General features: G+C 69.1%; 18 protein-coding genes. 16 read left to right on the top strand and 2 right to left on the bottom strand.

The window, feature by feature from the left end:
• Positions 1-246: 246 nt before the first annotated feature.
• The 13 genes from SACGLDRAFT_RS07050 (at position 247) to SACGLDRAFT_RS07110 (ending at position 10,188) form a co-directional block, all read left to right on the top strand.
• Positions 247-624 (top strand): histidine triad nucleotide-binding protein, encoded by a 378-nt coding sequence (locus SACGLDRAFT_RS07050; protein ID WP_005463066.1) that lies wholly within the window; start codon positions 247-249, stop codon positions 622-624.
• Between the two features lie 113 nt (positions 625-737).
• Entirely contained in the window at positions 738-1,787 is a 1,050-nt protein-coding gene (locus SACGLDRAFT_RS07055; protein WP_005463067.1) for a PhoH family protein, read from the top strand.
• On the top strand, positions 1,784-2,335 hold the full coding sequence (gene ybeY / locus SACGLDRAFT_RS07060) for an rRNA maturation RNase YbeY (RefSeq protein WP_005463068.1): 552 nt from the start codon (positions 1,784-1,786) through the stop codon (positions 2,333-2,335). The genes SACGLDRAFT_RS07055 and ybeY overlap by 4 nt, the downstream gene beginning before the upstream one ends.
• Positions 2,332-3,681, top strand: a complete 1,350-nt coding sequence (locus SACGLDRAFT_RS07065) for a hemolysin family protein (protein WP_005463069.1) — start codon at positions 2,332-2,334, stop codon at positions 3,679-3,681. The genes ybeY and SACGLDRAFT_RS07065 overlap by 4 nt, the downstream gene beginning before the upstream one ends.
• Positions 3,674-4,009 (top strand): hypothetical protein, encoded by a 336-nt coding sequence (locus SACGLDRAFT_RS07070; RefSeq protein WP_005463070.1) that lies wholly within the window; start codon positions 3,674-3,676, stop codon positions 4,007-4,009. The genes SACGLDRAFT_RS07065 and SACGLDRAFT_RS07070 overlap by 8 nt, the downstream gene beginning before the upstream one ends.
• On the top strand, positions 4,006-4,908 hold the full coding sequence (gene era / locus SACGLDRAFT_RS07075) for a GTPase Era (RefSeq protein ID WP_005463071.1): 903 nt from the start codon (positions 4,006-4,008) through the stop codon (positions 4,906-4,908). The genes SACGLDRAFT_RS07070 and era overlap by 4 nt, the downstream gene beginning before the upstream one ends.
• Positions 4,909-5,263: 355 nt before the next feature.
• The gene (locus SACGLDRAFT_RS07080) at positions 5,264-5,971 is read left to right on the top strand and encodes an RDD family protein (protein WP_005463075.1); all 708 of its coding nucleotides are present in this window, start codon (positions 5,264-5,266) and stop codon (positions 5,969-5,971) included.
• A 5-nt stretch (positions 5,972-5,976) separates the two neighbouring features.
• Positions 5,977-6,390: a DUF2752 domain-containing protein gene (locus SACGLDRAFT_RS07085; protein WP_051036182.1), complete on the top strand. Its 414-nt coding sequence runs from the start codon at positions 5,977-5,979 to the stop codon at positions 6,388-6,390.
• Positions 6,391-6,428: 38 nt separating this feature from the next.
• Entirely contained in the window at positions 6,429-7,280 is an 852-nt protein-coding gene (gene recO / locus SACGLDRAFT_RS07090; RefSeq protein ID WP_005463079.1) for a DNA repair protein RecO, read from the top strand.
• Positions 7,225-8,067 (top strand): isoprenyl transferase, encoded by an 843-nt coding sequence (locus SACGLDRAFT_RS07095; RefSeq protein ID WP_005463080.1) that lies wholly within the window; start codon positions 7,225-7,227, stop codon positions 8,065-8,067. The genes recO and SACGLDRAFT_RS07095 overlap by 56 nt, the downstream gene beginning before the upstream one ends.
• Positions 8,064-8,474 carry a YbjN domain-containing protein gene (locus SACGLDRAFT_RS07100; RefSeq protein WP_005463081.1) on the top strand — a complete coding sequence of 137 codons (411 nt, stop codon included), beginning with the start codon at positions 8,064-8,066 and terminating at the stop codon, positions 8,472-8,474. Before SACGLDRAFT_RS07095 ends, SACGLDRAFT_RS07100 begins: the two co-directional genes overlap by 4 nt.
• Positions 8,471-9,463, top strand: coding sequence for a permease (locus SACGLDRAFT_RS07105; protein ID WP_005463082.1), 993 nt, complete (start codon positions 8,471-8,473; stop codon positions 9,461-9,463). The genes SACGLDRAFT_RS07100 and SACGLDRAFT_RS07105 overlap by 4 nt, the downstream gene beginning before the upstream one ends.
• Entirely contained in the window at positions 9,463-10,188 is a 726-nt protein-coding gene (locus SACGLDRAFT_RS07110) for a TIGR03943 family putative permease subunit (RefSeq protein ID WP_005463083.1), read from the top strand. The genes SACGLDRAFT_RS07105 and SACGLDRAFT_RS07110 overlap by 1 nt, the downstream gene beginning before the upstream one ends.
• 35 nt (positions 10,189-10,223) lie before the next feature.
• Here SACGLDRAFT_RS07110 and SACGLDRAFT_RS07115 read toward each other — a convergent pair whose 3' ends face one another.
• Both SACGLDRAFT_RS07115 and SACGLDRAFT_RS07120 read right to left on the bottom strand, forming a co-directional pair.
• A complete protein-coding gene (locus SACGLDRAFT_RS07115; protein WP_005463084.1) occupies positions 10,224-10,649 on the bottom strand; it encodes a Fur family transcriptional regulator in 426 nt (141 codons plus the stop codon).
• 5 nt (positions 10,650-10,654) lie between these two features.
• The gene (locus tag SACGLDRAFT_RS07120; RefSeq protein ID WP_005463091.1) at positions 10,655-11,050 is read right to left on the bottom strand and encodes an ArsR/SmtB family transcription factor; all 396 of its coding nucleotides are present in this window, start codon (positions 11,048-11,050) and stop codon (positions 10,655-10,657) included.
• Between the two features lie 119 nt (positions 11,051-11,169).
• Between SACGLDRAFT_RS07120 and SACGLDRAFT_RS07125 the strand changes: the two genes are divergently transcribed.
• From SACGLDRAFT_RS07125 to SACGLDRAFT_RS07135, 3 genes are all read left to right on the top strand, one after another.
• A complete protein-coding gene (locus tag SACGLDRAFT_RS07125) occupies positions 11,170-12,306 on the top strand; it encodes a hypothetical protein (protein WP_005463093.1) in 1,137 nt (378 codons plus the stop codon).
• Positions 12,307-12,326: 20 nt separating this feature from the next.
• On the top strand, positions 12,327-12,974 hold the full coding sequence (locus SACGLDRAFT_RS07130) for a class F sortase (RefSeq protein ID WP_005463094.1): 648 nt from the start codon (positions 12,327-12,329) through the stop codon (positions 12,972-12,974).
• Positions 12,975-13,066: 92 nt separating this feature from the next.
• Positions 13,067-14,455: a glycine--tRNA ligase gene (locus SACGLDRAFT_RS07135; protein ID WP_005463095.1), complete on the top strand. Its 1,389-nt coding sequence runs from the start codon at positions 13,067-13,069 to the stop codon at positions 14,453-14,455.
• Positions 14,456-14,457: the final 2 nt, after the last annotated feature.

Here is a 14,457-nt window from a genome sequence, read left to right on the forward strand (position 1 = left end):
CGCACGACTCGCGCGGAACCCGCCGTGCGGAGTGCCACGGCCGAAGCATGGGTGGCCCGCCGGGATCGTGCGGGACGAGAACCCGCCGGACGTCTCCCCCCTCGGTCCGGCGGAGCCGCGGTGGCGAGTGGAGTGACCCCCAGGCTTCACCGCCCCGCGGCGCCTTCGTGTCGATTGTGGGCGAAGATGGCGGGGCATACGGCAAGTCGGCAGACCATGAGTCCACAAGCGGCGCAAGGAGGGGCTGTGAGCGAGCACGAGGCCACCGACGACTCCGCCCGGACGCTGTTCGAACGGATCATCGCCCGCGAGATTCCGGCGGACATCGTCCACGAGACCGACACCACGCTGGCGTTCCGCGACATCAACCCGCAGGCCGCCACGCACGTTCTCGTGGTCCCCAAGACTCGCTACCGCACCGTCGCCGAGCTGGCCGCCGCCGACCCGGCCCTGCTCGCGGACGTCGTGGCCACGGCCGCGAAGGTGGCCGAGCTGGAGGGGCTCGACAACGGTTACCGGCTGGTGTTCAACACCGGCGCCGACGCCGGGCAGACGGTCTTCCACGTCCACGCCCACGTCCTCGGCGGGGAACAGCTCGGTCATTTCGGGCGTTATTCCCAGTGAGTCGGGGTGGCGAGTAAACTCACCTGCCCCGAGACGGTCGATGCCGCTAGCATCGACGTGTTCATCACCGTTGTCGACCAGCACGATTGTGCAGAAAGCAGGCCCGAGGCCACGTGGCCGGAACCGAACCACTGCAATCCAATGCCACAGCGGCACAGGAGCCTTCGGCTCAGTCGAAGTTCCAGATCCCCGATGCCGCCGCGCTCGTGCTACTCGGCTCCCGCGACGAGAATCTGCGGGTCGTCGAGGACCTTTTGGACGCCGACGTCCACGTCAGAGGCAACGAGGTCACGCTGACGGGCTCGCCGAGTGACGTGGCGTTCGCCGAGCGTGTGTTCGAAGAACTCGGGACCCTGGCCCAGCGGGGCCAGCAGGTCGGTCCCGATACGGTGCGTCGCACCGTCGCCATGCTGTCGTCCGGGGGTACCGAGTCCCCCGCCGACGTGCTGAGCATGGACATCCTGTCGCGCCGAGGCCGCACCATCCGTCCCAAGACGCTCAACCAGAAGCGTTACGTCGACGCGATCGACCAGCACACGGTGGTGTTCGGCATCGGCCCCGCCGGGACGGGCAAGACCTACCTGGCGATGGCCAAGGCCGTGCAGGCGCTGCAGAGCAAGCAGGTCACGCGAATCATCCTCACCCGTCCCGCGGTGGAGGCGGGCGAGCGGCTGGGGTACCTGCCCGGAACGCTCTACGAGAAGATCGACCCGTACCTGCGGCCGCTGTACGACGCGCTGCACGACATGGTCGATCCCGACTCGATCCCCAGGCTGATGCAGGCGGGCACCATCGAGATCGCCCCGCTCGCGTACATGCGCGGCCGGACTCTCAACGACGCCTTCATCATCCTCGACGAGGCACAGAACACCACGCCCGAGCAGATGAAGATGTTCCTCACCCGGCTCGGGTTCGGATCGAAGATCGTCGTCACCGGCGATGTGACGCAGGTCGACCTGCCCAGCGGGCAGAGCAGTGGCCTTCGAGTGGTGCGTGAGATCCTCGAAGGCGTGAACGACCTGCACTTCGCCACTCTGACGAGTCACGACGTGGTCCGCCACAGGCTTGTGGGTGACATCGTGGACGCCTACGAGAAGTGGCAGGCGAACCAGGAGGCCACGGTGGGTGACGGCCGGGCCGTGAACGGGCGGGGACGCCGGTGAGCATCGAGATCGCCAACGAGTCCGGTATCGACGTCGACGAGGCCTCGATCGTGTCGGCCGCGCGGTTCGCGCTCGACCGGATGGAAGTCAGTCCGCTCGCGGAGCTCTCGATCGTCCTGGTCACGCTCGATGTGATGGAGGACCTGCACGTGCGGTGGATGGACCTGCCCGGTCCCACCGACGTGATGGCGTTCCCGATGGACGAGTTGGAAGCGGGCCGCCGCCCCGACGCGGTGGAGCCGTCCCCGGCGTTGCTCGGTGACATCGTGCTCTGCCCCGCGTTCGCCAAGGACCAGGCCCGCAAGGCCGGACATTCCCTGCTCGACGAGCTCCATCTGCTCACCGTGCACGGCGTGTTGCACCTGCTCGGGTACGACCACGCCGAGCCCGAGGAGGAGCGGGAGATGTTCGGGCTGCAGAACCGCATCCTCGGTGAGTTCCGTGACACGCTCGCCGCCGCGCGCAGGCAGGACGCGCAGCGCAGCAACGACGATCGGCTGCTGGGGGCGGCCGGCCTCGACGGAAGGTCTGATACGGAGCCATCGTGACCTCTTCTGCCATCGTTTTGGTCGTGGCAGTCTTCCTGGTGTTGTTCGGTGGTGTCTTCGCGGCCGCCGATGCGGCCATCGGTGCGGCGTCACCGGCCAGGGTCGAGGGCCTGGAGCGCATGGGGCGGTTCGGCGCTCGCCAACTCGCCCAGGTGGTTCGGGAGCGCAGCAGGTACATCAACCTGTTGCTGTTGCTGCGGGTGGGGTGCGAACTCACCGCCACCGTGCTCGTCACCGTGGTCCTGCTTCGATGGGTGACCCCGGAATGGCTGGCCGTGCTGCTCGCCGCCCTGATCATGGCGCTGGTCAGCTACGTGATCGTGGGGGTTGGGCCGCGCACCATCGGCAGACAGCACCCGTACCGGGTGGGGCTGATCGTGGCCGGACCGGTACGTATGCTGGGCACCGTTCTCAGTCCGCTGAGCAGGCTGCTCATCGTGGTGGGCAACGCCCTCACCCCCGGAGGCGGCTTCCGAGAGGGGCCGTTCACCACCGAGGTGGAGCTGCGGGAACTCGTGGACCTCGCCCAGCAGCGCGGTGTCGTGGGCACCGACGAGCGGGAGATGATCCACTCGGTGTTCGAGCTCGGCGACACGGTGGCCCGCGAGGTGATGGTGCCGCGCACCGAGATCGTGTGGATCGAGCAGAACAAGACCGTCCGGCAGGCCCTGGCGCTGTCCATGCGCACCGGGTTCACGCGGCTTCCGGTGATCGGCGAGTCGGTGGACGACATCGTCGGCGTGGTGAACCTCAAGGACCTGGTGCGGGCCTCGTTCGCCGAGGACGGCACCACGCGCGAGGTGCGGGAGTTCATGACTCCCGCCGACTTCGTGCCGGACTCCAAGCACCTCGACGGTCTGCTCAAGTACATGCAGCGGTCACGACACCACATGGTCATCGCCGTCGACGAGTACGGCGGCACGGCCGGGCTCGTGACCATCGAGGACATCCTGGAGGAGATCGTCGGCGAGATCACCGACGAGTCGGACACCGATGACCGGCCGCCCGTGGAACACATCGACGACCAGGTGGTGCGCGTGTCCGCGCGGCTGGGGATCGATGATCTGGGGGAGCTGTTCGGTGTCGATTTGTCGGAACACGACGTGGAGACCGTGGGGGGCTTGCTCGCCCAGCGGTTGGGTCGTGTTCCCCTGCCGGGGGCCGAGGCGGAGATCGACGGATTGCGGCTGCGGGCCGAGGGAGGCAAGGACCGGCGAGGCCGCATGAGGATCACCACGGTGGTCGTGAGAGCCGCCGACGGCCGCCGGATCGGGCCCGGTACGCCCACCAACGGTGACGACCCCGACGAGCAGGACGATCGTGACAGGAGAGTTGAACATGCCTGAACTGGACCCCGAGGACGAGAAGATCGTCGTCCTGGCGCGTTCGACCCGTGCCCGGACGCAGGCGGCCGAGGGAGCCGCCGTGCGCGACACCGACGGTCGTACGTACGCCGCCGCGACGGTGGAGTTGCCGTCGTTGAAGCTCACCGCGTTGCAGGCCGCAGTGGCGGCGGCGGTGTCGAGCGGGGCCGAGGGGCTCGAAGCCGCGGCCGTGGTGACCGAGGAACCGATGGTGCTGGGTGCCTCGGTGCAGGCGGTGCGGGATCTGTCGGCGGACGCCCCGATCCTGCGCGCCGACCCGTCGGGGACCGTTCGGGAGACGCTGCGGTGAGCGAGGCTGAGCATCGGTCCGGATTCGCGTGTTTCGTCGGCAGGCCCAACGCGGGCAAGTCCACTCTGACGAACGCGCTGGTGGGGTCCAAGATCGCCATCACGTCGAGCAAGCCGCAGACCACTCGGCACGCCATCCGGGGCATCGTGCACCGTGACGACGCGCAGCTCATCATCGTGGACACCCCCGGCCTGCACCGGCCGCGCACGCTGCTGGGGCAGCGGCTCAACGACCTCGTCCGGGCGACGTGGTCGGAGGTGGACGTGGTCGGATTCTGCGTGCCCGCCGACGAGAAGATCGGCCCCGGCGACCGGTTCATCGCGAGTGAACTGACGAAGATCGCCCGGCGCACCCCGGTGATCGGCATCGTCACCAAGACCGACCTCGTGAGCAAGGAGCAGGTCGCCAAGCAGCTGCTGGAGCTGCAGGACGTCATGGACTTCGCCGATTTGGTGCCGGTGTCGGCCGTGGAGTCCTATCAGGTCGACGTCCTGGCCGATCTGCTGGTGGAGCGGCTTCCGGAGGGGCCGGAGCTGTATCCGGACGGTGACCTCACCGACGAGCCCGAGCAGACGTTGGTGGCGGAGCTGATCCGCGAAGCGGCACTGGAAGGGGTGCGGGACGAGCTTCCGCACTCCATTGCGGTGACCATCGAGGAGATGTATCCCCGTGAGGGGCGGGACGACCTCGTCGACGTCTACGCGATCGTGTACGTGGAGCGGCCCAGCCAGCGCGGCATCGTGCTCGGTCACCGCGGCAGCAGGCTCAAAGAGGTCGGGGCCAAGGCCCGCAAGCAGATCGAGGCGCTGCTGGGCAGCAAGGTGTATCTCAACCTGCACGTGAAGGTGGCCAAGGACTGGCAGCGCGACCCCAAGCAGCTCCGCAAGCTCGGGTTCTGAGAAGCCGTGCGTGCCGCGGCGCGTGTGTGGTGTGACACGAAAGCCACCGGTGCCGTTTCCGTCCCTTTAGTGGATGGGAACTGTATGCTCTCGCCGGACTACTTTCCGTCATAGGGGGGAGCATGGCGAGGCTGTGTGGACAGTGGGTGTCCCACCATTCACCGCCGCGGACATCGGGGTGGACGCGGCCCTTCGCGCCTCCCACCGGCCGGGGTGAGGCTTAACCGGCCGTCCTTTTTCACGGAAACGCCGAGATCCGAACGGCTCAGGTTTTCGCGAACCGCTCCACGGACGCGGCTTTTCCGGGAAATCGTCCGGACTTTCGTGTGCGTCGTGACCCGAGGAAAGAATCGGTATGACCAATCCTTACGATCAGCAGCCTTTCGGGCAGCCGCAGGGCGGGGATTCGCAGGCGTTTCCGGTCACCGGGTCCCCCGGTGTCGGGGGACAGCAGGCGTTTCCGACGCCGGGTGGTTTCCCGCCGCAGCCGGGACAGTCGTACGGCGCGTCGGGTGGTTTCCCCGGCCAGCAGTTCCCGAGCGGGCCGCTGTTTCCGGGGCGGGCGCGTGTTCTGGTTCCGGGCGCGCAGATCCAGTTCCCGAGTTCGGCGCCGTTGGTGCTGGCCACCATGGGCAGCCGCTTCCTCGCCCGCCTCATCGACGGGTTCATCATCGGTGTCCCCTTCGCGCTGCTCGGAATGCTGTGGATCGAGGCCACCAAAGGGGAGTTCTGGGTCGTTTTTCCGCTGTTGTCGTTGCAGATGATGGCGATGTGGCTCTACGAGAGCATCATGATTTCCGCTCGGGGCGCCACGGTGGGAAAGAGTGTCGCGGGGCTGCGCGTGGTCACGGAACGCACGGCCGGAATCCCCGGCGCGGGTATCGGCAGGCAGGCGGCGTTCGCTCGTAGCGCCATGTTGATGCTCCCCGGTGTGGTGCCGTGTCTCGGTCATCTCGTCGTCTTCTTCATGGTGTTGTCGCCGTTCTTCGACGAGCTGGCCAAGCAGGGGTGGTATGACAAGACCGCCAGGACGTATGTGATCTCCACCAAGCCGATGTACTGACGCTCGTGGGTGAGGGGGCAAGGCGCGGGACGTGGCGCTCGTTACGTGGCACGGCGGCCGTCGTGGTCGGGGGCGCTGTCCTGGGCCTCGCACTCGGGACCGGGGTGGTGCGGGTGCCGTGTTGGTTCCGCCTGCTCACCGGACTGGACTGCCCGTTCTGTGGGGGTAGCCGCGCGCTCGGGGCTCTGCTGGAGGGTGACCTTGCCGGGGCGATCGACTACAACCTGTTCGCCGTCGTGGTGATGGTCCCGCTCGCCGTGGTTTTGGTGGGGGTCCTCGCGCTGTGGGAGACCGGGCACGCGATCCGGTGGCCGCGTGCCCGGATTCGCGGAGCGGTCGTCGGGCTCGTCGGGCTCGTGCTCGTCTGGTGGGTCCTGCGAGACCTCCCGGTCTCCGCGTTGGAGTGGCTGCGGGCCTGACTCGCGGGGACTGTCGGCTCGCGTGGGACGATAGGGGCGTGAGTCTGTATCGGGACACGGGAGTGGTGCTGCGGGTCCACAAGCTCGGTGAGGCCGACCGCATCATCACCCTGCTTACCCGCAGACACGGCAAGGTCCGCGCCGTGGCCAAGGGGGTCCGGCGCACCACGTCCCGGTTCGGGGCCCGGCTGGAGCCGTTCGGCCACGTCGACGTGCAGTTCTACACGGGGCGCACGCTCGACGTCGTCACTCAGGTCGAGACGGTCGACGCGTTCGCGTTGCCCATCGTCGGCGACTACCAGCGTTACACGGCCGCCAGCGCCATCGTCGAGACCGCCGACCGGCTCACCGCCGAGGAGGGCGAGCCGGTGTTGAAGCTGTACCTGCTCGTGGTCGGGGCGCTCCGGGCGTTGGCGGAAGGCCGCCGGGACGCGTCGCTGGTGCTCGACGCGTTCCTGCTGCGGTCGATGGCGTTCGCGGGGTGGGCTCCGGCGATCACCGAGTGTGCTCGGTGCGGAAGACGCGGGCCTCACGCGGCGTTCAACATCCAGGCGGGTGGGTCGCTGTGCGCGCGGTGCCGGGTGCCCGGTTCAGCGCATCCGGCGCCCGAGGTGCTCGTGCTGCTCGACGCGCTCCTGCGGGGTGACTGGGACGTCGCCGAAGCCAGCACCCAGGGCGTGCGGCGGGACGTGAGCGGCCTTGTCGCGGCGCATCTGCAGTGGCATCTGGAGCGGCAGTTGCGGTCGTTGCCGTTCGTGGAGCGCCGTGCCCGTGAGACGCCGATTGTGGACACGTTAGGGTCGGACTCGGTGTCCGGTGAGACGGAGGTAATGAGTGCGGCGCAGGGGACGCGAAGCCGCGAAAGCGCACGTGGAGTTACGGGATCCTGATCCCCATCCCTCGGGCGCGCGGCCACCGAAGATCCCGCCCGAGTTGGTCCCGAACCATGTCGCCCTGGTGATGGACGGCAACGGCCGGTGGGCCAACCAGCGCGGGCTGCCCCGAATCGAGGGGCACAAACGCGGCGAGGCCGTGATGATCGACGTGGCCAGCGGCGCCGTGGAACTGGGCGTGAAGTGGCTGTCGGTGTATGCGTTCTCGACGGAGAACTGGAAGCGCAGCCCCGACGAGGTGCGCTTTTTGATGGGCTTCAACCGCGACACGATCCGCAGGCAGGTGGACTACTTGGGGTCCATCGGCGTGCGGATTCGCTGGGCGGGACGTTCGCCGCGGTTGTGGCGCAGCGTCATCAAGGAGCTGAAGGACGCCGAGGAGAAGACCCGGCACAACACGCGCCTCAACATGACGATGTGCGTCAACTACGGGGGGCGCGCGGAACTCGGGGACGCGGCACGGCGGATCGCGCAGCTCGCGGCCGAGGGCAAGATCGATCCGAACAAAGTGGACGATCGTATGCTCGCGAAGTACCTCTACCAGCCCGAGATGCCGGACGTGGACTTGTTCCTGCGTCCGTCGGGGGAGTTGCGGACCTCGAACTTCCTGCTCTGGCAGTCGGCCTATGCCGAGTTCGTGTTCCAGGACACACTGTTTCCGGACTTCGACCGCAGGAAGCTGTGGGAGGCCTGTCTGGAGTACGCGAAGCGGGACCGTCGGTTCGGTGGTGCCGTCGACGCCGCCAAACCGAACGCCCGTTCCGCGGGAGGTGGTCCCACATGAGTTCGGAGGCCGAAGATACCGCCGCGTTGCTGATCTCGGCCCGGCAGGCGCTCGAACGGTTCCTCGACGTGCGGGTGGACGACGACGGGACGTTGACCTTCTCGCACGCCGGGGTGCCGTGCGTGGTGCAGGCCATGCGCCTGGCCGAAGGGCTCTCGGTGCTGAGCTTGACCTGCGTGGTCGCGTGGGATCTGCCCGACGAACCCGCGCTCGCCGAGACCGTCGCCGAGCGTGCCGGGCGGGGGCTGTTCGGGACGCTCGGCATCGTCCACACCGAACGGGGCGCCGATCTCACGCTGCGGTACGCGTTTCCCGCGCAGGGCCTCGACGACACCGCGTTGGGCACGCTGCTGATGCTCGTGGTGTCCACCGCCTCGCAGCTTCGGTCCGAACTCGTCGGGGCATGAGCGAGGACAGCGCGACGTCGACCGACTCGCGCGGGCGAAGACGGATCACGTCGATCGAGGTGCTCTGTGCCGTCCTGCTCGTGGCGATCGTCGGGCAGTCGTGGCTGGTGTCCCTGCTGGACGTTCCCGTGCTGCGCACGGCGTCCACGGTCTTCGTGGCCGTGTGCGTGCAGGCGCTGCCGTTCCTGGTGCTCGGAGTGTTGATCAGCGGCGCGTTGGCCGCCTTCGTGCCGGCTCGCGCGTTGCGTGCCGTGCTGCCGCGTGGGCAGTCTGCGGCGGTGGGGGTGGCGGGACTGTCCGGAGTGGTGCTTCCGGGCTGCGAGTGCGCCTCGGTGCCCGTGGCGAGGCGGTTGATCGGGCAGGGAGTGGCGCCCGCGGCGGCGTTGACGTTCCTGCTCGCCGCCCCCGCCGTCAACCCCGTCGTGATGGTGGCGACGGCGGTGGCCTTTCCCGGTGAACCCGGCATGGTGGTGGCGCGGTTCGTGGCGTCGGTGGTGATGGGTTTGGTGTGGATTCGGTGGGGCCGGTCGGAGTGGATCGCCGAGCGGGTGTGGCGACGGGTGCCGGAGTCCGGGGGCAACCGTTGGGTGACGTTCGCCGAGACCGCGCGGGCCGACCTCGTGGACGCGGGAGGATTTTTGGTCCTCGGGGCGCTGGTGTCGGCGGTGCTCGGCGTCCTGGTCCCGCCGTCGTGGTTTTCGGTGCTGTCGGACGACGTCGTGCTGGGCGTCGTGGTGATGGCGGTGCTCGCGGTGGTGCTCTCGTTGTGCAGCGAGGCCGACGCGTTCGTGGTCGCCTCGCTCGCCCCGGTCCCGTTGCTGCCGAAGCTGGTGTTCCTGGTGGTGGGGCCCGCCGTGGACCTCAAGCTGTTCGCGCTGCAGGCCGGCACGTTCGGCCGGGCCTTCGCGGTGCGCTTCGCGCCCGCGACGTTCGTGGTGGCGGTGGGGTGCGCCGTGCTGACGGGGACGTTGGTGCTGGGGGAGGGCTGATGCGGCGCGAGACGCAGAACGTACTGCTGGTGCTGCTCGGTGGCGCGTTGTTGAAGATCGGCCTCACCGGCGACTACCTGCGCTACGTCAAGCCGACGCACCAGCCGTGGCTGGTCGGCACGGCGGCGGTGACGGTGGCGTTGGGGGTGGTCGCGATCGTTCGCGACGTGCTCGTCGCCCGTCGGGCGGTGGTCGACCACGCGGGTCACGAGCACCACGCGCGGTCGGCGTGGTTGCTGGTGCTGCCGGTGCTGGCCGTGTTCCTCGTTGCGCCACCCGCGTTGGGGGCCGACTCGGTCAGACGTGACGCGGCGGCCGGAGCGGTGCAGGGCGCGCAACGTCCGGAGTCGCCGTTTCCGCCGCTGCCGGACGACGACGTGGTGCCGCTGTCGATGACCGCGTTCGTGACGCGCGCCGGGTGGGACCCGGCGGACAGCCTGGTGGGCCGCACGGTGTCGTTGACGGGGTTCGTGGTCCACGCGGACGGCGAGGTGATGCTCGCGCGCCTGGTGATCGGCTGCTGTGCCGCGGACGCCTCACCGGTACGCGTGCGTCTGGTGGGGGAGGCCGTCGAGGAGTTGGCCGAGATCCCGGAGGACACGTGGCTCACCGTCACCGGCACCCTCGTGCCGGGCACGGCGATACCGGAGACCGGGTACCGTCCGGACCTCACCGTGCTCACCGTGCGCGAGGTGGCCGAGCCCGCCGACCCGTACGAGCACTGACGCGGTGTGGTGGCTTCCGGGGAGGTTGGAGGCGGCTACTTCGCCGCCGTGCACGTGGCGCACGTGCCGGTGATCTCCACCGTGTGGTCGACGTCGGAGAATCCGTTGCCCAGGGCGATGCGCTCGGCCCACCGCTCCACCGCCGGGCCCTCCACCTCGACGGTGTAGCCGCAGCGGCGGCACACCAGGTGGTGGTGATGGTGGGACGAGCACTGCCGGTACAGCGCCTCGCCCGAGTCGGTGCGCAACACGTCGATCTCGCCGGCTTCGGACAGCGACTGCAACGTGCGGTAGACGGTGGTCAGGCCGATGCCCTCGCCGCGCTTGCGGAGTTCGTCGTGGAGTTCTTGTGCCGAACGGAAGTCGTCGATCTCGGCGAGCAGGTCGACGACGGCGGCGCGCTGCTTGGTCGCCCTGCGTCCCGGAAGCGGGACCCGACCGCGGGGCTCGGTGGTACTCATACCGGCTACGCGTCCTCCTGCACGTGTGCGACGGCGTCGACGACGATGTGTGCGAGATGGTCGTCCACCAAGTGGTACACCACCTCGCGACCTCGTCGCTCACCCTGTACCACACCGGCGGTCTTCAGCACCCGGAGATGCTGGCTGATGAGGGGTTGGGCCACGCTGAGGGCGTCCACGAGCTCGTGCACGCAGCGGGGGCCGTGCCGCAGTTGCAGCACGATCGCGATGCGCACCGGGGCGGCGAGAGCGCGCAGAAGTTCACCCGCTTCGGTGAGTGTCGACGCCGGTGGCGGCGTGGCGACGGCCGGTGGTCGCCTCGTGGCGGAGTGTTCCTGTTCGCCCACGTCAGCGGGGTCGGACGTCGGAGAACGCGTCGCGTCGGAACCCACCGTCGCCATGTCGCTCTCCAGCCTCGGTCGTCCTGCAGCATTCCGGGAGTGCACTACCATCCTAGTGCTCTGCGCGACGGGTGATCCCGTACCGCACGTGGCTGGGCCGACGAGGGCAGGGGGAAAGCGTGAGTCGTGTCGTGGCGAGGTCGAGCGCGGTTGTGGTGGCGACGGCACTGACCGTCCTCGCGTCCGGAGCCGCGACGCCCGTCGCGGCCCTGCCCGGCCCCGTGGACCCCGAGACGGGGCCGGTGGCCTTCGCCAACGTCGCGTCGATGGCGGTCACCGACGACGGCTACGGCAGGCCGGGCGGTTCGGTCGTCACCGAGACCCAGCGCTCGCCCCTCACCACCGGGGTGTCGCGACTCGGCAGCGAGCGCTCGGCGCTGCCCGGTTCCGAGGGGGAACGCGCCGCCGTGGGGCCGAACTACCTGCTCGACATCGACGATCACGACGTCTTCGCGCGGCTCGGGGACGACGGTGTGCCCGAGGCGAGCGCGCGGGCGGACTTCGTCCTCACCGATCTGGCCGCCGACGCGCCGGTGTTGGTGTTCGAGCGCGCGACGACGTCGGCGACGTGCGCCTCGGCGACGGAACCGGAGTCGTCGGCGTCGGCGTCCCGGCTCTCCGTCATCGACCCCGACGGGGCCCTTCGACCGGTGCCGTTACCCGAGCCGGGGGACGAGGTGAGCAAGCGGGACCTGCCCTTCGGGGCTCCCGTGGAGATCGGCGAGGACGAGACGGCGACCTCCGATCTGCGGATCCGGCCGGTGACCGACTTCGACCAGCTGCTGCGGCAACAGCAGTGGCGTGACGGCGAGGTCACCGCCTCCTCGGGTTGGCTCGTCGAGATCGAGACCCACGTGAGGCCGAAGGACGGCAGCCGTTCCGAGTTGCCCGTGCCCGAGGAGATCTCGGAGGGCGCGTCGCCGGAGGCGCCGGAGGCCGGTGACGGGGAGCAGCACTCCGTGCGCACCGTCGAGACCACGCTCGTGCTGGGCGGGGTGAGCTGCTCGGTGCCGCGTGACTTCGGACGCGCGGGAGGCGGCGGGGAGGCCGAGCCGGCCGCGCCGCCGTCGGTTCCGGTGACGATCCCGGCCGGTGTCGGTGCGCCGGACGAGCGGATCGTGCGGGCGGCGGGTGACACTGACGACGCGCGGTCGGCCACCGTGTGGGGGACGGCATTGGTGGCCGGAGGCGGGCTCCTGGGACTCGCCGCGGTGTGGTTGGCGCGCAAGGCACGGTCGACGCGGGTCCGTCCGTGACCTCCCGGTGGCGTTCGCCGATGTGGCAGCGCAGGGCGGCGACCGTGCTCGGGGTGCTGGCCGTCCTCGCCGTCACCACGGGAATGGCGGTGCTGCGCAGTGTGCCGAGCGGGTCCGGTTCCGAGACGTCGGCGTCCTCCGGAGTCACGGTCGAGGCGCCGGAGGAGAGGACTTCCGAAGCCTCGCGACAGCCGCGTCCGACCTCCCCGCGTCCGGGTCCGCAGCCGGCGAACAGCGTGCGCCTTCCGGACGGGGCCACCGCCACGCTCGTGCGGACGGAGCTGACCGCCGACGGCACGCTGCCGATCCCCGACGGGGTCGCCCACGCGGCGTGGTGGGGTGCCGAGTTCGGCCACGATCGCGGCGTCGCGCTCGTGGCCGGGCACGTCGACTGGTACGGGCGGTCGGGCTCGTTCTCCGGGTTGTTCCGGCTGGTGGCCGGTGACGAGGTGGTGGTGCGGGATGAGGCGGGGCGGAGGTGGACCTATCGCGTCGTCGCGGCGACGACCGTGCACAAAAGCGGGCTGGCCGCGAAGGCGCCCGAGTTGTTCTCCCAGGACGGCCCCCATCGGCTGGTTCTCGTCACGTGCGGTGGTGACTACGTCGGCGGAGCGGAGGGCTACGAGGACAACCACATCGTCACCGCGGAGCTGGTCAGCGGGCCTTGAGGGGCCGCCTCCCCACCGGAGCCGTCGCCCGTCTGGCCGGATACGCTGTGAGGTCTAAAGACCAGCCATTTCCGGATGCTTCGGAGCGTGGAGTGCCCGCCAACACCATTGAGACCGTCGTCAACCTGTGCAAGCGCCGTGGCTTCGTCTTCCCCTCGGGGGAGATCTACGGCGGTACCCGGTCGGCGTGGGACTACGGACCGCTCGGAGTCGAGCTGAAGGACAACATCAAGCGCCAGTGGTGGAAGACCATGGTGCAGGGCCGGGAGGACGTGGTCGGCCTCGACTCCTCGGTGATCCTGCCGCGCCAGGTGTGGGTCGCGTCGGGTCACGTGGGCGCGTTCCACGACCCGCTGGTGGAGTGCCTGTCCTGTCACCGCAGGTTCCGTGCCGACCAGCTCGCCGAGGAGTACGCGGAGCGCACCGGTACCGAGACCTCCGAGGACGACCTGAGCGAGGTGCCGTGCCCGAACTGCGGTAACCGCGGTCAGTACACCGAGCCGCGTGAGTTCAACATGATGCTCAAGACTCACCTCGGCCCGGTGGAGTCGGAGGAGGGGATGCACTACCTCCGTCCGGAGACCGCGCAGGGCATCTTCGTCAACTTCCTCAACGTGTTGACGACCTCGCGCAAGAAGCCGCCGTTCGGTATCGGCCAGATCGGCAAGTCGTTCCGCAACGAGATCACGCCCGGCAACTTCATCTTCCGGACGCGCGAGTTCGAGCAGATGGAGATGGAGTTCTTCGTCGAGCCGGGCGAGGACGAGAAGTGGCACCAGTACTGGATCGACGAGCGCATGAAGTGGTACGTCGATCTGGGCATCAAGCGGGAGAACCTGCGGCTCTACGAGCACCCGAAGGAGAAGCTGTCGCACTACTCGAAGCGCACGGTCGACATCGAGTACCGCTTCGGTTTCTCGTCGGGTCAGGAGTGGGGTGAGCTGGAGGGCATCGCCAACCGCACCGACTTCGACCTCACCACCCACTCCAACCACTCGGGTGTGGATTTGTCGTACTTCGACCAGGCCTCCGGCCAGCGTTACCGGCCGTTCGTGATCGAGCCGGCAGCCGGTGTCGGTCGTCCGATGATGGCGTTCCTCGTCGACGCCTACACCGAGGACGAGGTACCCAACGCCAAGGGCGGTGTCGACAAGCGGACCGTGCTCCGGCTGGACCCGAGGCTGGCGCCGTACAAGGTGGCGGTGCTGCCGTTGTCGCGCAACGCCGACCTCACGCCGAAGGCCCGCGACATCGCCGCCGCGCTACGCAAGCACTGGAACACCGACTTCGACGACGCGCAGTCGATCGGCAAGCGGTACCGCCGGCAGGAGGAGATCGGCACGCCGTACTGCGTGACGGTCGACTTCGACACCCTGGAGGACCAGGCCGTGACCGTGCGGGAGCGCGACTCGATGGCGCAGGAGCGCATCGCGATCGACAAGCTGGAGTCGTACCTCGCGGCGCGGCTGGTCGGCTGCTGAAG

It is taken from the genome of Saccharomonospora glauca K62 (assembly GCF_000243395.2).
GTDB lineage: Bacteria > Actinomycetota > Actinomycetes > Mycobacteriales > Pseudonocardiaceae > Saccharomonospora > Saccharomonospora glauca.